Below are 22,175 nucleotides of genomic sequence, written 5' to 3'. Positions count from 1 at the left end.
CATGTCGTCCATCCTCCCGGTCACCCTCCCGTTTTTTGCGCTTGTGTTCTGCGGTTACGCCGCCGCATGGCGCGGGTTCCTGCCCGAGTCCGCGATCCCCGGGCTCAACGCCTTCGTGCTTTTCTTTGCGCTGCCCTGCCTGCTGTTCCGCTTCGGCGCCAGCATGCCGTTCGCGCAGCTGATCGACCCCGCGCTGCTCGGCATCTACGCGGTGTGCGCACTGGTGGTCGTGGCAGGCACCGTGGCCGCCACCCGGCGCCAGGTGGGCCTGAAGGACGCGGCCTTCGGCGGGCTGGTGGCCGCGTTCCCCAACACGGGGTTCATGGGCGTGCCGTTGCTGGTGGCGCTGTTCGGTGAACGAGCGGCCGGCCCGGTCATCACCACGGTGCTCGTGGACCTGGCGCTGACCAGTTCGTTGTGCATCGCGATCGCGGAATCCGGGTCCGGCACGCACCATCCCACCGGCCCGTCACCGCTGGCCCGTGCGTTGCGCGGCGCGTTCAGCAACCCGCTGCCATGGGCCATCGCCCTCGGGGCGGTGAAGGCGGCCAGCGGGTTGCAGCTGCCCGGCCCGGTGGACCAGGTCATCCGCATGCTGGCAGACGCCGCGTCCCCGGTGGCGCTGTTCACGATCGGGGCTGTGCTGTGGCGTGCCGGGCGGCACGCCCACACGCGCACGCCGCCCGCGCACTTCCTGCCGGTGGCAGCCGTGAAGCTCTTCCTGCACCCGCTGCTGGTGCTGGGCGCGGGCCTGGCCGCGCGCGCGGCGGGGTTCGACGTGCCGGCCTATGGCCTCACGGTGCTGGTGCTGGCATCGGCACTGCCCAGCGCCAGCAACGTGTCGATGCTGGCCGAACGGCACGGCGCCGACAACGGCCGCGTGGCGCGCATCATCATGGCCACCACCGTGCTCTCGTTCGCCACGTTCTCGGGCTTTGCCGCGCTGATGCGTCAGTAGGGCGAGCAGAGGCAGTGAGCGAGCGACGCGAACGGGTTGGTGCCGTCCGCAAGCCGCACCAGCCACGCGAGCTCGTCCTGCGCCTGGCGCGCCACTTCCGGCGGCCGCAGCCCCGGCATCCGGGCCTCGAACTGCGCGACCGCCGCCTGCGCGGCCACCCCGCCGAACAGGCCGACGAAACGGTCGAAGCGGCTGCGTTCGGGCTCGATGTACACCACCCGCGGCGTGCCGTCGAGCTTGGCCCGGGTGGCCGCCGCCTTCAACGCCACGTCGAAGCCGCCGAGGGTGTCGACCAGTCCGCGTTCACGGGCTTGCGACCCCGTCCACACCCGGCCCTGCGCCACCTTGTCGATGGCCTCGGGCGTGCTCTTGCGGGCCTTCGCGGCCAGCGCCGTGAACTGCCCGTAGACGTGGTTGATGTTGGCCTGCATCACGTCGGCAAAGCGCGGGTCGAGCGGCCGGCGGGCGTCCCCCGCGCCCACGAGCCACGTGGTCTGCACGCCGTCGGTGTGCACGCCGAGTTTGTCGAGCGCCTTGTCGGCGCGCGGCAGCAGCGCGAAGACGCCGATGGAGCCGGTCACGGTGGCCGGGTCGGCCACGACCTCGTCGGCGGCCATCGAGATCCAGTAGCCCCCGGACGCAGCCACGTCCCCCATGGACACGATCACCGGCTTGCCGGCCGACCGGGTCAGTTCGAGTTCGCGGCGGATCAGCTCGGAGCCAAACGGGCTGCCGCCCGGCGAGTTCACGCGCAACACCACCGCCTTGACCTTGTCGTCGAGGCGCGCCTGGCGGATCAGGTCGGCCGTGGACAGCCCGCCCACCGAACCGGCCGGCGCGGCACCGTCGACGATGGCACCCTCTGCCACCACCACGCCGATCGCATCGCCCACGAACGACGTGACCTGGCGGGCCAGGTAGGCGTCGAACGGCACCTGGCGGAACGTCTTGCCGTCGGCCGTGGCGGCGCCCGCCTGGATGAGTTGCTCGCGCACCTGGTCGAGGGTCTTCAAGCCGTCGACGAGCTTGCTGTCGAGCGCGAGCTTGGCCGAGTCGCCTCCCGCCGTGGCCAGGCGCTTCGGCAGGTCGGCGATCAGCGCTTCGAGCGCGCCGGCCGGCAGCTTGCGGGCCTTTTCGACGTCCTGCGTGTACGTGGTCCACAGGCCGCCGTACAGGGACCGGCTGGCCTCGGTGGATTCGGGCGACGGGCCGTCGGCGATGTAGGCCTCGGCGGCGTCCTTGAAGGTGCCGACCCGCACGAGGTTGACCGTCACGCCGATGCGGTCGAGCGCCTCGCGGTAGTAGTTGCGGTAGCCGCCGTAGCCTTGCACGAAGACCACGCCCATCGGGTGCAGCAGCACCTCGTCGGCCTGCGCGGCCAGGAAGTACTGCCGCTGGTCGTAGCTGGCACCCCAGGCGATCACCTTCTTGCCCGTGGCACGGAACCGCGCGATGGCAGCCGCCGCCTCGTGCAGCGCCGGCAGGCCGGCCCCGCCGAAGTCGTCGAGCACCAGCAGCGCGTTGTGGATCTGAGGGTCCTTCGCGGCGGCATCGAGCACGGTGCGCACGTCGCGCAGTTGCGTGTCCACCGAGACCCGGCCCGCGCCCACCTGCGCCAGCGCCGCCTCACGTGCCGTGACCGACCGCTGCTCGACGAGCTTGCCCCGCAGGTTCAGCACCAGCGTGGTCTTGTCGGACAGCGGCGCAGCGCCGCCGCGCAGCACCGCAACGGCAAGGATCACCACGAGCAACAGGAACAGCAGGTTCAGCAGGAGGCGGCGGGTGCCATCGACCACCGACCACAGGCGGCTGACAAACCGGCCGGTGGCGGCGAGGCGGGGATAGGGCATGGGTGCTCCTTCTGGGGGCAAAGTCATCGCGGGTGCGTCACCCGACACTGTAAGGGTTCCAACCCGGAAACAGCCCGGCGCCGGTTCGGGGCCGGCGCCCCACTCACCAGGTCAACGGATCCACCCGGTACAGCGAGGCGAGTTCCCGGTACAGCGCGGGCTGTTCGGCGGCCAGCGGCACGGGTTGCTCGAAAAACACCTCGGTGGCCACCGCGAAGAACTCGGCGGGGTTCGTGGCGCCATAGGTGCCGAGCAACGACGGCTCGCCCACGGCCGCCTGGTTCACCAGCTGGGCGAACCCCTCGCCCATCACCTGCGCCCACCGGGCGCGGCGCTGCGTGGGGCCAAGCGGCGGGGCGCCGTTGGCGGGGCCGTTTTCCTGGTCGAGCTGGTGGGCGAACTCGTGGATCACGACGTTCTGGCCGTCGTCGGCCACGGCCGCGCCCGACAACGTGTCGTCCCACGACAGGATCACCTGCCCCTGCGACCAGGATTCACCCGCCAGCGCCTGGCGCTGGTCCTGCTGCACGCCGCTGCCGTCGGCATGCACCCGATCCACCAGGAACGCGCCGGGATACACGAGCACCTGCCGCAGGTTCGGGTAGTAGTCGGTGGGGCGGTTCAGCAGCAGCAGGCAGGCCTGCGCTGCGATCGTCACGCGCACCTCGTCGGTGATTTCCAATCCGCGGCAGCCGATGAAAGCCTTTTCGCGGAGGAACACCTGCATGTGCTGCTTGAGCTGCAGCTGCAGGTCGGCCGGCAGCCCGCGCAAATACGGCACGCGGCGGCGCAGGATGGCGCGCCATTCAGCCGGGAACGGCAACGCACGCCACCGGGCGCGGCGCCGCGCGATGAACCAGGGTTCGGCGACCAGCCAGCCCACGTACACCGCGGCCAGGCTCATGACGATCAGCAGGGTGAGCACGGCCCGCGTCCTGAGGTGGAGGAATGCTGCAGATGGGTGCCGCAGCGGCGGATTTCAATGCCCTGTTAGGCTACCCGGTTCGCTCATCCCCCCTCGCCCATGTCTGCCTCCGTCGTCATCCTCGGCACCGGCCTCGCCGGTTTCACGCTCGCCCGCGAATTCCGCAAACTCGACAAGGACACCCCGCTGGTCCTCGTGAGCCGCGACCACGGCGGTTTCTATTCCAAACCCATGCTGTCGAACGCGCTGGCCGGCAACAAGACGGCGGCCAGCCTCGTGATGAAGGACAGCGACAAGATGGTGGCCGAGCTGAACGCCACCATCCACAACCGCGCCACGGTGTCGCGCATCGACACCGCCGCCCGCACCGTCGAGCTGGCCGACGGCACCCGCATTGGCTACCGCGACCTGGTGTTTGCCGTGGGCGCCGACCCGATCCGGCTGCCGCTCGAAGGCGATGCCGCCGACACCGTGCTGTCCGTCAACGACCTCGACGACTACGCCACGTTTGCCGGGCGCCTCGACGGCGTCACGTCGGTGGCCATCCTCGGCGCCGGCCTGATCGGCTGCGAGTTCGCCAACGACCTGCTGTCGCGCGGCATCGTCCCCACGGTGATCGACCTGGCCCCGCGTGTGCTGCCGCGCCTGCTGCCGGAAGCGGCCAGCGAACGCCTGCGCGCCAAGCTGGCCGAAGCGGGAGCGCAGTTCCGCTTCGGGGTGTCTGCGGTGCGTGTGGACCGTGTGGGTGACGCAGGAAATGGCCTGCGCGTCACGCTCAGCGACGGCCAGGCGCTCGATGCCGGCCTCGTGCTGTCGGCGATCGGGCTGCGCCCGCGCACCACGCTCGCGGCCGAAGCCGGCCTGCAGGTGAACCGCGGCATCGTCACGAACCGGCTGCTGGCCGCCAGTGCCGGCCACGTGCACGCGCTGGGCGACTGCGCCGAGGTGGACGGCCACACGCTGCCGTACGTGATGCCCATCATGCAGCAGGCCCGCGCGCTGGCCGCCACGCTGGCCGGCAACCCCACCCCGGTGGTGTACCCGGCGATGCCGGTCATCGTGAAGACGCCGGCCTGCCCCACGGTGGTTTGTCCGCCGCCGCTCGACGCCTCGGGCGCGTGGACCGTCGAACTCACCGACGATGGCTGCGACGCGCGTTTCCACCGCGGCGATGGCCAGTTGCTGGGTTTTGCGCTGCTCGGCGCCGCCACCAAGCAGCGCCAGGCGCTCGCCACGCAAGTGCCCGGCCTGCTCGTCTGACGAACAGGCGTGAGATTTCCCGCGTTATTTCTGCCCACGGTGGCGGCCAGGGCCGCACACTGGGGCATCGACGCTCCTCATTCGATGACCGCCATGCACAACTTCCTCCGCCAACGCTCGGTCCAGCTCTACCTGCTCGGCCTTGTCCTGATCCTGATCGGCGCCTGGTCGATGGAAGCCACCGGCTCCTTCGTGCCCATGGCGCTGGCCGCGTCCGCGGCCCTGATGCTGTCGGCACCGCTGGTGCGCCAGCGGTTCGCGCGGCTGAAGGCCGCGTCGCGCCGCTGACCCTGTAGGAGGCGGACCACCGGCGGGCGCGCTGCCGTCCGCTGCCTGCCCGGGCCGTCTCTCGGCATCCTTTGGACTCTCCCCGCGCAACCGGCGCGGGGCCACTTCCAGGAGACTGCCATGAGCAACACCGGACCCCTCGTCACCGGACTCTTCCGCGACCGCGACAGCGCCGAACAGGCGTACCGATCCGTGCAGGACCGCGGCTACAGCCGCAACGACGTCAACCTCGCGATGTCCAAGGAAACGCGTGACCGCTACTTCGCCGACGACATGCGTGTCAGCGAACTCGGTTCGAAGGCCGCGGAAGGGGCCGGCGTGGGCGGTGCCATCGGCGGCACCGTGGGCGCTATTGCCGCGGCCATCGCCGCCGTGGGCACCACCCTCGCCATTCCGGGCCTCGGCCTCGTGATCGCCGGCCCGCTGGCTGCGGCTGTGGCCGGCGCAGGTGCAGGCGCGGCCACCGGCGGCATCGTCGGCGCACTGATCGGCTGGGGCATCCCCGAAGAACGCCTCAAGACCTACGACGCCGGCATCCGCGATGGCGGCATCCTGTTGGCCGTGAAGCCGCGCAGTGACGAAGATGCTGCCCATTTCGAGAATCAATGGCGCGTCGCCAAGGGCCCCCCAGTCGGCTGGCGCCTCCTGCCCCCAGGGGGCGACCCCGGGTCGGCCGGCAAAGCCGGTCCTCGCGGGTGGCTTGATCTGGCGCTTCGCTTCGCTCGCTTTACTTCAGATGGCCAAGGGGTCGACGTCCAAGGCCCAGCGCAGCACGCCTTTGTGGGTGCTGCGCAACGACGGCAACTCGGCCATCCATGGCGACAGCACGCGCTGCAGTTGCGATCGGGCATTGCCCTCCACCAGCATCTGCATGCGCTCCACCCCCGCCACGCGGGCGATGGTGGTGGGGACCGGCGGGTAGATCAGCAGGTCGGCCGCGCCAGGCAACGTGCCGGCCAGGTCGGCCGCGGCCTGCAGGAAATCGCGCGCCGCCTCGGGCGTTCGGGCTTCGGCCCGCATCAGCGCGAGGTGCACGTACGGCGGCAAGCCGGCGATCTCGCGCTCCTTCAGCTGGCTGGCCGCGAACGAATGGAAATCGTGCTGGCGCAACGCCGTGTACACCGGGTGGGTCGGGTGCCAGGTCTGCACCCACATCTCGCTGCGATCGGCCTGCGCCGCATCGCGTCCGGCTCGGCCGGCCGCCTGCATCAGCAGCGAAAACAGGCGCTCGGGTGCACGGAAATCACTGCTGAACAGTGCACTGTCGGGGTTCACCGCGGCCACGAGCGTGATGCGGCGGAAGTCGTGGCCCTTCGTGATCATCTGCGTGCCCACGAGCACGTCCACCTCACCCGCGTGCACCGACGTCAGGCTGGCCTCGAGCGAACCCTTCAGCTTCGTGGTGTCGGCATCGATGCGGGCCATGCGCGCGCCGGGCAGTGCCGCCGCCAGCTGTTCCTCGAGGCGTTCGGTGCCCTGGCCCAGCGGGGCGATGTCGAGGTTGCCGCAGTCGGGGCAGGCCCGCGGCACGGGCTGCGTGAAACCACAATGGTGGCAGCGCAGCGTGCGATCGAGCTTGTGGAACACGCGCCAGGCGCTGCAGTGCGGGCACCCGCTTTTCCAGCCGCAGTCGGTGCAATGCAGCACTGGCGCATAACCCCGGCGGTTCAGGAACACGAGGCTCTGTTCGCCCCGTTCGATGCGCGTCGCGAGCGCGGCCACCAGGGCCGGCGACAACGCGGTGGTGGCCCCGCGCACCTTCGGCAGCAGGTTCATGTCGGCGATGCGCACGCGCGGCAACACCCCGCCCCCCACGCGGTTCGCGAGGGTCAGCCGCAGGTACCGCCCCTGTTCCGCCCGTTGCCAGCTTTCGAGCGAGGGCGTGGCCGATCCGAGCACCACGCAGGCCCCTTCCAGCTTGCCTCGGTACACCGCCAGGTCACGCGCGGAATACCGGGCGCCCTCCTGCTGCTTGAACGAGGGGTCGTGCTCTTCGTCGACCACGATGAGGCCCAGCCGCGGCAGCGGCGCAAACACGGCGAGGCGTGTGCCCAGCACCAGGTCGGCCAGGCCCAGGTGGGCCGCCAGCCAGTTCTTCAGGCGCTGGGCCGGGGTCAGGCCACTGTGCAACGACACGATGCGCCGCGGCGAAGTGCCCGACGCGAACCGTTCCGCAAACCGCGCCTCGAGCTGCGGGGTCAGGTTGATCTCGGGCACCAGCACCAGCACCTGGCGGCCAGCCGCGAGCGCGGCCTCGGCCGCCCGCAGGTACACCTCGGTCTTGCCGCTGCCGGTCAGCCCGTGCAACAACACCACCGGCGCGGCCCCGGGGGCGTTGGCGTCGGCAAGTTTCGCGAGTGCGTCGGCCTGGTCGGTGGTCAGGTCCGGCCGAGGCGGGGCTTCGGTGGCCGGCAACGGCTTGTCGTACGCCTTCCGGAGCCGCGCAATCCGGCTGCCGAGACCGGCGTTGTCGAGCTTGCGAATCTCCGGCGGCAACACCGCCATCGCCACCTCACCCAGACCCCGCTGGTAATAGGTGGAAGTGAATCGCACCAGGTCGCACCAACGTGGCAACAAGGGCGGCAAAGCGTCCAGCACCTCGGCGACTGCCTTCAACGCGTGGCCGCTGGCTTCACCCGGTGCGTCGGTCCACACCACTCCCGGGACGTCACGGCGGCCCAGCGGCACACGTACCAACGTTCCCGGAAGAAGCGGTCGCTCACACAGATAGTCCAGCGGGCCGTGCAGGCCGCTGTGAAGGGGTGCCTCGACGGCCACCGACAACCGGCAGGAATCCCCGTCACCCGGAGTCAGCGAGTTAGCTGGCAATGTTCAGGCCTCTTTGAGACATCGGGCTTAAGGCCATGATTTACATGACCTTTTGGATCTCTCCACCGGATCTGTGGATAACTTTGTGGGTAAACTGCCCACAGCCGCGCTAAGGTGTTGATCTGTTTGGCTTCCGCTTGGATTGCTCACTTTCGTGGCAGCGCGCGATGTCAATAAAATCAACAACTTAGCTAGCACATTCGCGAATCGTCTGCTGCACTGCAGCACCCCAAACGTGTGTTCTTGGCACGCAGCATTTTGGGGATAAGTCAAGCCTGATCGATCACTTCCTGGTAAAGCACAGGCGTTCAGTCCCGAAGTTCGTGACACACCGCATCAGCGGACGGCGGCACGTTGCCGACGCGAGTGTTCGTGCACCGCATCCACAAGCACGGACACACTTTCTGGCGGGGTGAACTGGCTGATGCCATGGCCCAGGTTGAAAATATGGCCGGCCGTGCTGCCATCGGGGTTCGCGGGGGCGCCGAAGCTGTCGAGCGTGCGGATGGCCTCCGCGCGCACCTGCTCCGGCGGGGCGAACAGCACATTGGGGTCGAGGTTGCCCTGAAGGGCCACCCGATCGCCCACACGGCGCCGGGCCTGGCCCAGGTTCACCGTCCAGTCGAGGCCCACCACGTCGGCGCCGGAAGATGCGATCTCGTCCAGCCACAGCCCGCCGCCCTTCGTGAACACGATGTGCGGGATGCGCTGGCCGTCACGTTCGCGCTGCAACCGGCCCAGCACGCGGCGGGTGTACGCCAGGCTGAACTGCTGGAACGCGCCATCGGCGAGCACGCCCCCCCAGCTGTCGAAAATCATCACGGCCTGCGCGCCGGCATCGATCTGGGCGTTCAGGTACTGGGCCACCGAGTCGGCGTTGACTTCCAGCATGCGGTGCATCAGGTCGGGGCGGCTGTACAGCATCGACTTCACGAGGCGGTAGTCGTCCGACCCCTGGCCTTCGACCATGTAGCAGGCGAGTGTCCACGGGCTGCCGGAGAACCCGATCAGCGGCACCCGGCCGTTCAACGCCTTGCGGATGGACGTCACCGCGTCGAAGACGTAGCGCAGCTTGTCCATGTCGGGCACCGCGAGGCGGGCCACGGCGGCTTCGTCACGCACCGGCGACGCGAACTTCGGGCCCTCGCCGATGGCAAAGCTCAGGCCGAGGCCCATGGCGTCGGGCACCGTGAGGATGTCGCTGAACAGGATGGCCGCGTCGAGGGCGTAACGCTCCAACGGCTGCAACGTCACCTCGGTGGCGTACTGGGTGTTGGTGGCCAGCCCCATGAAACTGCCGGCCTTCGCGCGGGTGTCGCGGTACTCGGGCAGGTACCGGCCGGCCTGGCGCATCAGCCAGACCGGGGTGTGCGGGGTGGGTTGGCGCAGGCAGGCGCGCAGGAAGCTGTCGTTCTGGAGGGGTGCAAACATGTCCGTGATTATCGTTGCACCCATAATTTGAGGATCACGACCGGAGATCCCCCATGCTCGTCCAGAACGTTCTGCAGACCATCGGCAAAACCCCGCACATCCGCATCAACCGCCTGTTCGGGAACAGCCACAACGTCTACGTGAAGAGCGAACGTTCGAATCCGGGCGGCTCCATCAAGGACCGCATCGCGCTCGCCATGGTCGAGGCGGCCGAGCAGGACGGCCGCCTGAAGCCCGGCGGCACCATCGTCGAACCCACGTCGGGCAACACGGGGGTGGGCCTGGCGATGGTGGCCGCGGTCAAGGGCTACAAGCTCGTGCTGGTGATGCCCGAGAGCATGAGCGTCGAACGCCGCCGGCTGATGCTCGCCTACGGCGCCCGCTTCGAACTGACCCCGCGCGAGAAGGGCATGAACGGGGCCATCGCCCGCGCCACCGAAATCGTCGGACAGACCCCCGGCGCCTGGATGCCGCAGCAGTTCGACAACCCGGCCAACGTCGACGTGCACCAGCGCACCACGGCCGCCGAGATCGCGGCCGCCTTCCCGAGCGGGCTCGACGCGCTGATCACCGGCGTGGGCACCGGCGGGCACATCACCGGCTGCGCGCAGCACCTCAAGACGCTGTGGCCCAAGCTCAAGGTGTACGCAGTGGAGCCCAGCGCGTCACCCGTCATCAGCGGCGGCAAGCCGTCGCCCCACCCCATCCAGGGCATCGGCGCCGGGTTCATCCCCCGCAACCTGAACACCGAGCTGCTCGACGGCGTGATCCTGGTCGAGGCCGATGCCGCGAAGGAGATGGCCCGCCGCTCGGCGCGTGAGGAGGGCCTGCTGGTGGGCATCTCGTCAGGCGCCACGCTGGCCGCCATCGCGCAGAAGCTGCCCGACCTGCCGGCAGGCGCCTCCGTGCTCGGCTTCAACTACGACACCGGCGAGCGCTACCTGTCGATCGAGGGTTTCCTGCCCACCGAATGACCACCACCGCATGAAACCGAAGATCCTGATCGTCGAGGACGAACCCGGCATCGCCGATACCCTGCAGTACGCGCTGCGCACCGACGGCTTCGACCCCGTCTGGGTGGCCACCGGCGAGGATGCCGTGGCGCTGGTGCGCGAGGCCCCGCCGGCGCTCGTGATCCTCGACGTCGGCTTGCCTGACACCAGCGGGTTCGAGGTGTTCAAGCGGGTGCGGGCGTTTGCCGACGTTCCGGTCGTGTTCCTCACCGCGCGCAGTGACGAGATCGACCGTGTGGTGGGCCTCGAACTCGGCGCCGACGACTACGTGGCCAAGCCCTTCTCGCCGCGCGAGCTGGTGGCCCGGGTGCGGTCCATCCTGCGGCGCTCGGCCAAACCGGCCGCGGCACCGGCCGAAACGCCGCCGGCGCCGCTCCCGGTGGCGGTCGACGAGGGCCGCCGCCAGATCCGCTACTACGGCCGGCTGCTCGAACTGTCGCGCTACGAGTTCGGCCTGCTGCAGACGCTGGCCTCGCGCCCGGGGCACGTGTTCACCCGCGACACGCTGCTGGCCCGTGTGTGGGACGACGCCACCGAGAGCCTGGATCGCACCGTGGATGCCCACGTGAAGACGCTGCGGGCAAAGATGAAGGGCGTGGCCCCCGACCTCGACCCTATCCGCACGCACCGTGGCACCGGCTACGCCCTCGCCGAGGACCTGCCGCCCACGCTCTGACAGGCCGAGGCGGTCCAGGCCTGACCCCGACGGCGGCATCTGATAGGGTGCCGCCCATATGAACAAGCGCACCCGCATCTTCATCGGCATCCTGCTCGCCTACGCTCTCGGCGTGGGCTGGCTGCTGTACCGGCAGCTGGAGGACATCGACCCGCGCTACCGCGAGTCGGCCGAGGAATCGCTCGTGGAGACGGCCCAGCTGATGGCCACGCTGGTGGAGCGCCAGTCGGCCGACGGCACGCTGCAGGCCGACGCCCTGGAGCCGCTGTTCCAGGCGCTGTACGCGCGCCGTTTCGAGGCGAACATCTTCGGGTTCCTGAAGACCCGCGTCGAGCTGCGCGTCACGGTGGCCGACCGCACCGGCCGGGTCGTGTTCGACTCGCTCGGCCGCGAAACCGGCAAGGACCACTCGCAGTGGCGCGACGTGCGCCTGGCGCTGCAGGGCGAGTACGGGGCCCGGTCCACGCCCGACATCGGAAACGACAGGCGCACCGCGGTCATGTACGTGGCCGCCCCGATCCGCGCGAACGACACCATCATCGGGGTCGTCAGCGTCGGCAAGCCGGTGCAGAGTTTCGGGCAGTTCGTGGATGCGGCGCGGCGCAAGACAATGTACGTGGGGGGCCTGTCGGTGGTGGCCGTGCTGCTGCTGGCCGTGATCGTGTCGGTGTGGCTCGTGCGCCCGTTCGGCGTGATCGCCGACTACGTGCGCTACGTGCGCGCGCAGCACTCGTTCAGCCTGCCGCGGCTCGGCCGCCGGGCGCTCGGGGCCATTGGCGCGGCCTACGACGAGATGCGCGACGCACTCGCCGGGCACACCTACGTCGCCGACTACGTGCAGACACTGACCCACGAGGTGAAGAGCCCGCTGTCGGCCATCCGCGGGGCGGCCGAGCTGCTGCAGGAACCGATGCCCGACGCCGACCGGGCCCGGTTTGCCGCCAACATCGCCCGCGAGGCCCAGCGCATCCAGGAACTGGTGGACCGCATGATGGAGCTGACCGCGCTGGAATCCCGCCGCGGCCTCGACCAGGTGGCCCCCGTGGCCCTGGGCCCCATGCTGCGCGACCTGGCCGCCGCCGCCCGCCACAGCGGCGCACCGCGCGGGGTCACGGTGGACGTGGACGTCGCCGCCGTGGAGGACGTCCCGTCGGTGGAGGGTGACGCCTTCCTGCTGCAGCGTGCGGTGGCCAACCTGCTGGCCAACGCGGTGGACTTCGCCCCCGACGGCACCACCGTCACCCTGGCCCTGAGCCGCGCGCGGCGCACCGTCGACGTCACCGTGCGTGACCACGGCCCCGGCATCCCGCAGTACGCCGAAGGCAAGGTCTTCGAGAAGTTCTATTCCCTCGCCCGCCCGCATTCCCGCAAGAAAAGCACTGGCCTCGGACTGCCGTTCGTCAAGGAGATCGCGGAGCTGCACCACGGGCGCGTGACGCTGAAGAACGCACAAGGCGGCGGCGCCGTGGCCACCCTCTCCCTACCCCTGGTGACCTGAAAGGAAGCAAAGCGAGCGAAGCGAAGCGCCACATCAAGCCACCCGCGAGGACCGGCTCCGCCGGCCGACCCGGGGTCGCCCCTCGGGGGCAGGAGCGAAGCGACTGGGGGGCCTCACTTCACTTGCTGTTTGCCCAACTTGCGCGCCAACGTGCGCCGGTGCATCCCCAACCGCCGCGCCGTCTCCGAGATGTTGAACCCCGTCTCCGCCAGCATCTCGTGGATGCGCTCCCACTCCAGCGTCTTGATCGACGACGTGCGGTTCGTCAGTTCGACCTCCGCGTTGCCGGCCGCACGGCCGAACGCGGCCTCGATGTCATCGGTGTTCGACGGCTTGGCGAGGTAGTGGCAGGCACCGAGCTTGATGGCCTCGACCGCGGTGGCGATGCTGGCGAACCCGGTGAGCACCACGATCAGCATGGCCGGGTTGTGGGTGTGCAGCGCCTGCACGCAGGCGAGGCCCGACGCGAGGCCGTTGAGCTTGAGGTCCACCACGGCATACCCCGGGGTCCGGGTGGCCAGCAGGGCGGTCACCTCGTCCAGGTTCGACGCATGGGACACCCCGTAGCCGCGGCGCTCGAACGAGCGGCCGAGGGTGCGGGCAAAGGCCTCGTCGTCCTCGACGATCAGCAGTTGGCGTTCAGTCTCCATGGGGCAGATTCTCTTCCAACGCGATGGCCGCCAGCGGCAGCGTCAGGGTCACTTCGGCCCCGCCCTCGGTGCGGTTGCGCGCGGCCACGTCACCACCGAGCGTGCGCGCGACATTGACCACGAGGAACAGCCCCAAGCCACCGCCCGGACGCCCCTTGCTCGACTGGTACGGCTTGCCCACGTGGCGCAGCATCTCCGGGATGAACCCGGGGCCGCGGTCGGTCACGGTGAGCACCAGCGTGCCACCTTGCCGCGTGGCCACCAGCCGCAGCCACTTGGGCGAGGCCTCCAGCGCGTTGTCGAGCACGTTGTCGATCATCTGCTTGACCGCGGAGTCGGACACCATGGGCAGGTCGTCGCCGAACTGGTTCTCGTACTCGAACGCCACCAGCGGCCGGGTGGCCCGCCAGTCGTGCACCAGTTCCTCGAGGAAGGCCCCGATGGTGGTGGCCGCCGACGACTCGCCCCGCGCCTCGCCGGCCGACAGCAGGATGCCGCTGACGATGGCCTTGCAGCGCTTGAGCTGGGTTTCCATCTCGATCACCTCGTTGAGCAACTCGGGGTCGGACGTGAAGTGGGGCAGGCGCGCCCAGTCGCCGAGGATGACGGCCAGCGTGGCGAGCGGTGTGCCCAGCTCGTGGGCGGCGCCCGACGCGAGCAGCCCCATGCGCACGATGTGTTCCTCCTCGGCCGCGCGCTGGCGCAGGCCGGCGAGCCGCGCGTCGTGCGCGCGCAGGATGCGGCCGATGCGGGAGATGAAGGTGACCAGCAGCCCGGCGTTCAGCGCAAAGCAGACCAGCAGGCCCTGGATGTACGGGCTGGCGAGGCCACGGTCGAGGTCCAGCGGCACGGGCAGTGGCCGCGAGAACAGTGCGAGCCCCGCCACGCAGGCGCTGGAGATGACCGCGAGGGTCCACACCGACCCCGCCTCGAGCAGCACCGCGCCCAGGCTCACCTGCAGCAGGAACAGGAACACGAACGGATTGGTCACGCCACCGCTCAGGTACAGCTGGGCCGTGAGCGTGCCCACATCCGCGAGCAAGGCGATGAACAGGCGGCTGTTGGTGACCGTGCGGGGGGCGCGCCAGCGCACGTGGCTCACCAGGTTGAACGCCGCCAGCCCCCCGAGCACCGTCAGCATGGCCTCGAGCGGCAGCCGGATGCCGAACCCGAAGTGCACGGCAAGGATGGTGACGACCTGCCCCACCACGGCGATCCAGCGCAGCTGGATCAGCTGCTGCATGTTTTTCAGGCCGGTGATGTCGCGGGCGGGTTCAGGGGCGCGGGGCATTTTCTTGGGGGTGGTCGCGTGTGCGCAGGGTGTACACCGCCGCCCCTGCCGCCATCAAGGCCAGTGCGAACCAGGTGAGCGCGTAGACGGCATGGTGATTGCGAAAGGCGATCACCGTCAAGCCACCCACCGGCCCGGGGCCGGTGGTGTCGCCGCGGTCGGCGTCGATGAAGTACGGGGCCACCCGGTGCAGGCCGCGGGCGGTGGCGATGGCCGCCACGTCGCGCGAGTGCCAGCGGTCGGCCGTGGCATCGTTCTGGCGCAGGAATCCGCCGCCCGGTTCCGTGAGCCGCAGCAGCCCCGCCACCGACACGGGCCCGGTGGCTTCGCTGGTGCTGCGCGATGTGCGGTCTCGCTGTTCCGGTGGCACGAACCCCCGGTTGACCAGCACCACGGCACCGTCCGCCGCCTGCAGCGGGGTCAGCACCCAGTAGCCGGCGCCGAGTTCGGTGACGGCCTGGACCCGGGTTTCCAGGTCGTGCCGGAAAGTGCCCGACACCGCGACGTGACGGTACTCGTGGGTGGCGGCGGCCACCTGCGGCCACTCGGCCGGTGCCGGAGCAGCCACTGCTGGCGCGTGCACACGGGCGTTCACCCGCTCGATCAGCGCGAGCTTCCAGGCCCGGCGCTCCACCTGCCACACCCCCAGCGCCACGAACACGGCGCAGGCCAGCGCGGCACCCAGCGCCAATGCGATGCGGGCGGCCCCGCGGCCGTGGCGGGCAGGGGTGGTCAAGGCATGTTGCGCATGTCGTGGACGGGCATCATGTTGTGGTTCAGGTGGTACATCACCCACAACGAGCCGCTGAGCGTGATGACCACGAGCACCAGCGTGAAGATCAGCGCCAGCATGGTCCAGCCGCCTTCGGACTTCGCGTTCATGTGCAGGAAGTACACCATGTGCACGACGATCTGCACCGCGGCAAAACCCAGGATCACCATGGCGGTGACGCTCGACTTGTCGAACACCTTGCCCATCACCAGCCAGAACGGAATGGCCGTGAGGATCACCGCGAGCACGAAGCCCGTCATGTAGCTCTTGAACGTGCCGTGGTCGTGGCCACCGTCGTCGTGGTGGTGGTGGTCGTTGGTGTGGTTGTCGTGCGCGCTCATGGCAGCACCCCCATCAGGTACACGAAGGTGAAGACGCCGATCCAGACGACGTCGAGGAAGTGCCAGAACATCGACAGGCACATCAGGCGCCGGCGGTTTTCACCGATCAGGCCGTGCTGGCCCACCTGGAACATCAGGGTCACGAGCCAGATGATGCCGAACGTGACATGCAGCCCGTGCGTGCCCACCAGCGTGAAGAACGACGACAGGAACGCGCTGCGCTGCGGGCCCGCGCCCTCGTGGATCAGGTGCGCGAACTCGTACAGCTCGAGGCCGAGGAAGCCGGCTCCCAGCAGGCCCGTGATGCCGAGCCACACGAGCACGGGCTTCACGCGGTTGCGCTGCATCTCGAGCATCGCGAAGCCGTACGTGATGGACGACAGCAGCAGCAGCGACGTGTTCACGGCCACGAGCGGCAGGTCGAACAGGTCGGCGCCCGACGGGCCCGCGGCATAGCTGCGGCCCAGCACGGCGTACGTGGCGAACAGGCATGCGAAGACCAGGCAATCGCTCATCAGGTAGAGCCAGAACCCGAGCAGCGTGCCGTTCTCGGGGTGGTGGTCTTCCGTCAGGTGAAAGCGCGGGCCGCCGTCCGCGGCGAGGGTGGATGCGGTGATGTCAGACATGGCCGGCGAGCAGGCGGGTGCGTGCGGTTTCGACGCGGAGGACGTCTTCCGCGGGGATGTGGAAGTCGCGCTTGTAGTTGAAGGTGTGGACGATGATGGCGACCATCATGGCGGCGAACCCGACGCCGGCCACCAGCCACATGTGCCAGATCAGCGCAAAACCGATCACGGCGCTCAGCGCGGCGATGATGAAACCGGCAGCGGTGTTCTTGGGCATGTGGATGGGCAGGAAGCCGGTCACCGGGCGCTCGTAGCCGTTCGACTTCATGTCGTACCAGGCATCGTTGTCGTGCACGCGCGGCGTGAACGCGAAGTTGTAGTCGGGCGGCGGCGACGCGGTGGACCACTCGAGCGTGCGGCCGAGCCACGGGTCGCCGGTGGTGTCACGCAGCGATTCGCGGCGGATGAAACTCACCACCAGCTGGATGATGAAACAGGCGATGCCGAAGGCGATCAGCACGGCGCCGAACGCGGCGATCTGGAACCAGATCTGCAGCGACGGGTCCTCGAAGTGGCTCACGCGGCGGGTCACGCCCATCAGGCCCAGCACGTACAGCGGCATGAACGCGACGTAGAAGCCCACGAGCCAGAACCAGAAGGAGCACTTGCCCCAGAACGGGTCGAGCTTGAAGCCGAACGCCTTCGGGAACCAGTAGGTGATGCCGGCGAGCAGGCCGAACAGCACGCCACCGATGATGACGTTGTGGAAGTGGGCGATCAGGAACAGGCTGTTGTGCAACACGAAGTCGGCCGGCGGCACGGCCAGCAGCACGCCGGTCATGCCCCCGATCACGAAGGTGACCATGAAACCGATGGTCCACATCATGGGCAGCTCGAAGCGGATGCGGCCGCGGTACATCGTGAACAGCCAGTTGAAGATCTTCGCCCCGGTGGGGATGGAGATGATCATCGTGGTGATGCCGAAGAACGAGTTCACGCTCGCCCCGGACCCCATCGTGAAGAAGTGGTGCAGCCACACGAGGTACGACAGGATCGTGATCACGACGGTGGCGTACACCATCGACGCGTAGCCGAACAGGCGCTTGCTGCAGAACGTGGACACCACTTCCGAGAAGATGCCGAAGGCCGGCAGCACGAGGATGTACACCTCGGGGTGGCCCCAGATCCAGATCAGGTTCACGTACATCATGGCGTTGCCGCCCAGGTCGTTCGTGAAGAAATTGGTGCCCACGTAGCGGTCGAGCGACAGCAGGGCGAGCACGGCGGTCAGCACCGGGAAGGCAGCCACGATCAGCACGTTGGTGCACAGCGACGTCCACGTGAACACCGGCATCTTCATCATCGTCATGCCGGGCGCGCGCATCTTGACGATGGTGGCCACGAGGTTCACGCCCGACAGCAACGTGCCTACCCCCGCGATCTGCAATGACCAGATGTAGTAGTCGACCCCCACGTCGGGGCTGGCCAGGATGCCCGACAGCGGCGGGTACGCGAGCCAGCCGGTGCGCGCGAACTCGCCGACGAACAGCGAGGCCATCACGAGGCCGGCGCCGAAGGTGGTCATCCAGAAGCTGAAGTTGTTCAGGAACGGGAACGCCACGTCGCGCGCGCCGATCTGCAGCGGCACCACGTAGTTCATCAGCCCCGTGACCAGCGGCATGGCCACGAAGAAGATCATGATCACGCCGTGGGCGGTGAAGATCTGGTCGTAGTGGTGGGGCGGCAGGTACCCGGCCACATCGCCGAACGCGACGGCCTGCTGGGCACGCATCATCAGCGCGTCGGCGAAGCCGCGCAGCAGCATCACCAGCCCGAGGATGATGTACATGATGCCGATCTTCTTGTGGTCGATGCTGGTGATCCAGTCGCGCCACAGCGTGCCCCACACGCGGAAGTAGGTCAGCGCCACGAGCATCGCCACGCCGCCCAGCACGACGGCGGCGAAGGTGGCGAGCAGGATGGGCTCGTGAAGCGGGATCGCGTCCCAGGTGAGACGGCCGAAGATGAGCTTCGTCAATTCAGGGTGGTCGGACATCGGAGGTCGGGGCTCAGGTAAACGGTGCGAGCGTCAGCGCGTGACGGTCTCGGCGCGGGCGATGCGCAGGCCGGACGGGTCGGCGGCGGTGCAGAGGCGGGCCTCCACGTACGGGCGGTTCTCGGCGGCACCGGCCACGATGCCGATGCCGGCCTTGCCGAGGCCACCGGTGGCGTCGATGGCCATCATCTGGTCCATGCACAGCTTGTCGGTGTCGACGCAGCGGTTCAGCACGGCCTTGAAGAGGCCGTCGGCCACCTTCGCGTAGCGGCGCACCGGCTCGCGTTCGCTCGGTTGTTCGAGTTGCAGGTAGCCGGCGCGGGTCAGGTCACCCTGGGACGCCTTGGCCTCTTGCACCCAGCGGTCGAACCCGGCGGCGTCGAGGCCGTGGAAGCGAAAGCGCATGTGCGAGAAGCCGTGGCCGCTGTAGTTGGCCGAGAAACCCTCGAAGTCGCCCGGCTTGTTGATGACCGCGTGGAGCTGCGTCTGCATGCCCGGCATGGCGTAGATCTGGCCGGCGAGCGCCGGGATGTAGAACGAGTTCATCACCGTGGACGCGGTGATCTTGAAGTGGATGGGCACGTCCACCGGGGCCGCCAGTTCATTGACCGTGGCGATGCCTTGTTCGGGGTAGATGAACAACCACTTCCAGTCGAGCGCCACCACCTCGACCACGAGGGGCTTGGTGCCTTCGGGGATGACCCGGGCTTCGTCAAGGCGGTACAGCTTTCGGTACGGGTCGAGCGTGTGGGTGCTGATCCAGGTGATGGCACCCAGCGCGATGATGATCAGCAGCGGGGCCGCCCAGATGACCAGCTCGAGCAGCGTGGAGTGGTCCCAGTCGGGGTCGTACTTGGCCTCGGTGTTGGACTGGCGGTAACGCCAGGCGAACACCAGCGTCAGGATGATCACCGGCACGATGATCAAGAGCATCAGCACCGTGGAGACGATGATCAGCTTGCCCTGCTGGGCCGCGATGTCGCCCGACGGGTTGAGCAGCACCGTGTCGCAACCTGCCAGCAGGGCGAGCGGGAGCAGGGACCACGGTCCGCGGGGTGTCTTGAGGAGGGGCATGCCGGAGAATTGAGCGTGTGCTGCGCGAAGAGACCACAATCTACGGCCAAAGATCGGAGATGGGCATTGGACGCTTTGTCCTATGGCCTTATTTGCGGCGCGGTGAGAACCTTGGCACTGCCGTCCGAACCTTCGTTATCTGCACCCGATGATGTCCAGCATCCCTCCGGCCCACCCTGAACCCTCCACCGAATCCATCGGCCGCGACGCGCGGCGGCTCAGCGCCGACCACCACAAGGTCGCCCCGGGCGAGATCGCCATCGGCGTGATCATCGGGCGGGCGTCGGAGTATTTCGACTTCTTCGTGTTCGGCATCGCCGCCGTGCTGGTGTTCCCGGCGGTGTTTTTCCCGTTCGAAGAGGGGCTGGAGGGCACCCTCTGGTCGTTCGCAATCTTCTCGCTCGCGTTCGTTGCCCGGCCGTTCGGTTCGGTGATCTTCATGCGCATCCAGCGCCGGTTCGGACGTGAGGCCAAACTCACCATCGCGCTGTTCCTGCTGGGCTTCTCCACCGCGGGCATGGCCTTCCTGCCGGGTTACGCGAGCCTTGGCGCGGCGTCCATCGTCGCGCTGTCGGTGCTGCGGGTGGGGCAGGGCATCGCGCTCGGTGGTTCGTGGGACGGCCTGCCGTCGCTGCTGGCCCTCAATGCCCCGGCCAACCGCCGCGGCTGGTACGCCATGCTGGGCCAGTTGGGTGCACCCGTGGGCTTTGCATTGGCCAGCGGCCTGTTTGCATTCATCTATTCGAGCCTGAACGGCGACGACTTCCTCACCTGGGGCTGGCGCTACCCGTTCTACGTGGCCTTCGCCATCAACGTGGTGGCCCTCTTCGCGCGGCTGCGCCTGGTGGCCACCGCCGAGTACGCCCGCCTGCTCGACGCCCACGAACTCGAACCCACCCCCGTCCCGGAACTGGCCCGCTCGCAGGGCGCCACCGTCCTGATCGGGGCGTTTGCCGCACTGGCCAGCTACGCGTTGTTCCACCTCGTGACGGTGTTCCCGTTGTCGTGGATCAAGCTGTATTCCACCCAGTCCATCAGCGAGTTCCTGATGATCCAGGTGATCGGGGCCTTCATCGGCGCCGGCGGCATCATCGCCTCGGGCTGGATCGCCGACCGCTTTGGCCGCCGCCGCACCCTCGGCACGCTGGCCGGCCTGATCGCGGTGTTCAGTGGTTTCGCCCCCACGCTGCTCGGCGGCGGCCCCATCGGCCAGGACACCTTCATCCTGCTCGGGTTCCTGCTGCTCGGTCTGTCGTACGGCCAGGCCTCGGGTGCGGTGACGTCCAACTTCGAGGCCAAGTACCGCTACACCGGCGCCGCGCTGACGTCCGACCTGGCGTGGCTCGTGGGCGCCGCCTTCGCCCCGCTGGTGGCGCTGGGCCTGTCGGCCCACTTCGGGCTGCAGTTCGTCAGCATCTACCTGCTGTCGGGCGCAGCCTGCACGCTGGCGGCGCTGAGCCTGAACCGGGCGATGGACATCCGGGACTGAACTGCTGTCGCCGCAGGGTGGCGGGTCCCCTGCTGTTGCCTTCTATTTCGGCCGATTCAAGGTTTCCGGGATGAAGCCCTCGGCAGACAGGGCGCGTATGACGCCGCGAATCAAGAAGTTGTTGGCGAAGCCGACCGTGTACTGCCGCGCGCCCTCGCGGATGGGGGCCAGCATCCCGCGTTCCACGAGCTTTCCGACTTGATAGGTTCGCTGGCGTTCCGTCAGTTGCGGCATGGCGCCTTTCAGGTCACTGGCCTTCGCAATGCCCAGCCGCGCCGTCGCCAGCAACACCTGCTCTTCCATCTGGGTGACCAGCTCGCGCTCGCGGGCATAGTGGAGCGCAGGGGTCAAGATGCGCTCGATGAGATAGGTGGCATCGGTCAACCGGTCCACCTTGCGCAACTCATCCAGCATGCCGCTGAGCACATACACGCACCATGCCTCACGTCCCTCTGGCGTGCCGGTGTCGGCCTGCCCCAGCTTGGCGTAGTAGCGGTCCCGGTCGTTGCAGAACACAGCAGTGGGGTTCATCACCCGGCCACCCGCCTTCACGTTGAAGCCGTACTTGATGAGCATCGTGTAAGTCAGCAGTCGCACAACCCGGCCATTGCCGTTGCCGAAGGGGTGTGCCCATGCGAAGCGGTGGTGAGCCAGCGCCACCTTGATGAGGTCGTACTTCGCTGCGTCGGGGCGGTTGATGAACTCAACCAGTTCGTTCATGTACTGCGGAACGGAAACCGCCTCGGGCGGCAGGTGATCCGACTGAGAAATCTGGACCGGCTTTTGACGATAAGCGCCGGGCGTGTCATCACCTTCGCGTTCCAGTCCTTGCACAGTCATGGCATGCAGTTCGCGGATGAAGTGCTCCGTGACATCCTGCCCCGGCTCGAAATGCTCTTCGATGAAGCCCATGGCCTCCTCGATGTTGGCCATCTCGCGAAGTTGGTCGCTCAGATTGGCAGGCTGCGCCTCCAGCCGGCTCTCCACATAGTCGGCCAACGTCGTGTGATTGCCCTCGATGCGAGCTGACCCCAAGCTCTCCAGCATGTGGAAGATGTGCTTGAGCTGGAAGAAGACGGGTGCCGGGGTGCTGCCACCCAACCGCAAGCGCCGCAGGTGCTCAAGCTCGGTCACCACATCGACCAACGGTGAGTCGTATGCGGGGTTCAGCAGGCAAAGGTCGTGGTGGTGGAAGGCTGACATGTCCG

19 protein-coding genes are annotated in these 22,175 nt (G+C 68.4%); 7 read left to right on the top strand and 12 right to left on the bottom strand.

From position 1 onward, the window contains the following. The first annotated feature begins 1 nt into the window (after nt 1). The gene (locus ASC87_RS11250) at nt 2-958 is read left to right on the top strand and encodes an AEC family transporter (protein WP_056661017.1); all 957 of its coding nucleotides are present in this window, start codon (nt 2-4) and stop codon (nt 956-958) included. On the opposite strand, the gene sppA is transcribed toward ASC87_RS11250, so the two are convergent. Further along, the gene (gene sppA / locus ASC87_RS11245; RefSeq protein ID WP_056661014.1) at nt 952-2,808 is read right to left on the bottom strand and encodes a signal peptide peptidase SppA; all 1,857 of its coding nucleotides are present in this window, start codon (nt 2,806-2,808) and stop codon (nt 952-954) included. The two genes, ASC87_RS11250 and sppA, sit on opposite strands and share 7 nt — an antisense overlap. Before the next feature lie 103 nt (nt 2,809-2,911). Continuing rightward, nucleotides 2,912-3,733: a zinc-dependent peptidase gene (locus ASC87_RS11240; protein ID WP_056661011.1), complete on the bottom strand. Its 822-nt coding sequence runs from the start codon at nt 3,731-3,733 to the stop codon at nt 2,912-2,914. Between the two features lie 99 nt (nt 3,734-3,832). Between ASC87_RS11240 and ASC87_RS11235 the strand changes: the two genes are divergently transcribed. Further along, nucleotides 3,833-4,993, top strand: a complete 1,161-nt coding sequence (locus tag ASC87_RS11235) for an NAD(P)/FAD-dependent oxidoreductase (protein WP_056661008.1) — start codon at nt 3,833-3,835, stop codon at nt 4,991-4,993. A 93-nt stretch (nt 4,994-5,086) separates the two neighbouring features. Next, the gene (locus tag ASC87_RS11230) at nt 5,087-5,281 is read left to right on the top strand and encodes a hypothetical protein (protein ID WP_162255147.1); all 195 of its coding nucleotides are present in this window, start codon (nt 5,087-5,089) and stop codon (nt 5,279-5,281) included. 732 nt (nt 5,282-6,013) lie between these two features. On the opposite strand, the gene ASC87_RS11225 is transcribed toward ASC87_RS11230, so the two are convergent. Beyond that, a complete protein-coding gene (locus ASC87_RS11225) occupies nt 6,014-8,110 on the bottom strand; it encodes a primosomal protein N' (RefSeq protein WP_082568547.1) in 2,097 nt (698 codons plus the stop codon). A gap of 336 nt (nt 8,111-8,446) precedes the next feature. Continuing rightward, on the bottom strand, nt 8,447-9,541 hold the full coding sequence (gene hemE / locus ASC87_RS11220; protein ID WP_056661002.1) for a uroporphyrinogen decarboxylase: 1,095 nt from the start codon (nt 9,539-9,541) through the stop codon (nt 8,447-8,449). Nucleotides 9,542-9,594: 53 nt separating this feature from the next. On the opposite strand from hemE, the gene cysK reads away from it, so the two are divergent. The 3 genes from cysK to creC are packed head-to-tail and all read left to right on the top strand — an operon-like array spanning nt 9,595 to nt 12,728. Beyond that, complete coding sequence (cysK, locus tag ASC87_RS11215) at nt 9,595-10,515, top strand: cysteine synthase A (RefSeq protein ID WP_056660999.1); 921 nt, start codon at nt 9,595-9,597, stop codon at nt 10,513-10,515. Nucleotides 10,516-10,525: 10 nt separating this feature from the next. Further along, entirely contained in the window at nt 10,526-11,230 is a 705-nt protein-coding gene (creB, locus tag ASC87_RS11210) for a two-component system response regulator CreB (protein WP_056660996.1), read from the top strand. 58 nt (nt 11,231-11,288) lie between these two features. Then, nucleotides 11,289-12,728 carry a two-component system sensor histidine kinase CreC gene (creC, locus tag ASC87_RS11205; RefSeq protein ID WP_056660993.1) on the top strand — a complete coding sequence of 480 codons (1,440 nt, stop codon included), beginning with the start codon at nt 11,289-11,291 and terminating at the stop codon, nt 12,726-12,728. A gap of 113 nt (nt 12,729-12,841) precedes the next feature. On the opposite strand, the gene ASC87_RS11200 is transcribed toward creC, so the two are convergent. Genes ASC87_RS11200 through cyoA form a run of 7 tightly spaced genes read right to left on the bottom strand, consistent with a single transcriptional unit; the run spans nt 12,842 to nt 19,478 of the window. Beyond that, a complete protein-coding gene (locus ASC87_RS11200) occupies nt 12,842-13,378 on the bottom strand; it encodes a response regulator transcription factor (RefSeq protein WP_056660990.1) in 537 nt (178 codons plus the stop codon). Beyond that, nucleotides 13,368-14,669 (bottom strand): ATP-binding protein, encoded by a 1,302-nt coding sequence (locus ASC87_RS11195; protein ID WP_056660987.1) that lies wholly within the window; start codon nt 14,667-14,669, stop codon nt 13,368-13,370. The genes ASC87_RS11200 and ASC87_RS11195 overlap by 11 nt, the downstream gene beginning before the upstream one ends. Then, entirely contained in the window at nt 14,653-15,405 is a 753-nt protein-coding gene (locus tag ASC87_RS11190; protein ID WP_082568546.1) for an SURF1 family protein, read from the bottom strand. Before ASC87_RS11190 ends, ASC87_RS11195 begins: the two co-directional genes overlap by 17 nt. After that, nucleotides 15,402-15,782 (bottom strand): cytochrome o ubiquinol oxidase subunit IV, encoded by a 381-nt coding sequence (cyoD, locus tag ASC87_RS11185; protein ID WP_056660984.1) that lies wholly within the window; start codon nt 15,780-15,782, stop codon nt 15,402-15,404. Before cyoD ends, ASC87_RS11190 begins: the two co-directional genes overlap by 4 nt. Continuing rightward, a complete protein-coding gene (cyoC, locus tag ASC87_RS11180; protein WP_056660981.1) occupies nt 15,779-16,408 on the bottom strand; it encodes a cytochrome o ubiquinol oxidase subunit III in 630 nt (209 codons plus the stop codon). The genes cyoD and cyoC overlap by 4 nt, the downstream gene beginning before the upstream one ends. Further along, on the bottom strand, nt 16,401-18,404 hold the full coding sequence (gene cyoB / locus ASC87_RS11175; RefSeq protein ID WP_056660978.1) for a cytochrome o ubiquinol oxidase subunit I: 2,004 nt from the start codon (nt 18,402-18,404) through the stop codon (nt 16,401-16,403). Before cyoB ends, cyoC begins: the two co-directional genes overlap by 8 nt. 33 nt (nt 18,405-18,437) lie before the next feature. Continuing rightward, on the bottom strand, nt 18,438-19,478 hold the full coding sequence (gene cyoA / locus ASC87_RS11170) for a ubiquinol oxidase subunit II (RefSeq protein ID WP_082568545.1): 1,041 nt from the start codon (nt 19,476-19,478) through the stop codon (nt 18,438-18,440). Nucleotides 19,479-19,626: 148 nt separating this feature from the next. On the opposite strand from cyoA, the gene ASC87_RS11165 reads away from it, so the two are divergent. Next, entirely contained in the window at nt 19,627-20,967 is a 1,341-nt protein-coding gene (locus tag ASC87_RS11165) for an MFS transporter (protein ID WP_082568544.1), read from the top strand. A gap of 42 nt (nt 20,968-21,009) precedes the next feature. On the opposite strand, the gene ASC87_RS11160 is transcribed toward ASC87_RS11165, so the two are convergent. Continuing rightward, nucleotides 21,010-22,170, bottom strand: a complete 1,161-nt coding sequence (locus ASC87_RS11160) for a Fic family protein (protein WP_056660975.1) — start codon at nt 22,168-22,170, stop codon at nt 21,010-21,012. Nucleotides 22,171-22,175: the final 5 nt, after the last annotated feature.

The sequence above is a fragment of the Rhizobacter sp. Root1221 genome (genome assembly GCF_001425785.1).
In the GTDB taxonomy this organism is placed as follows: Bacteria; Pseudomonadota; Gammaproteobacteria; order Burkholderiales; family Burkholderiaceae_C; genus Rhizobacter.
The sequence above is the reverse complement of the archived record's forward strand: the minus strand, read 5'-3'. Positions and strand labels throughout refer to the sequence as shown.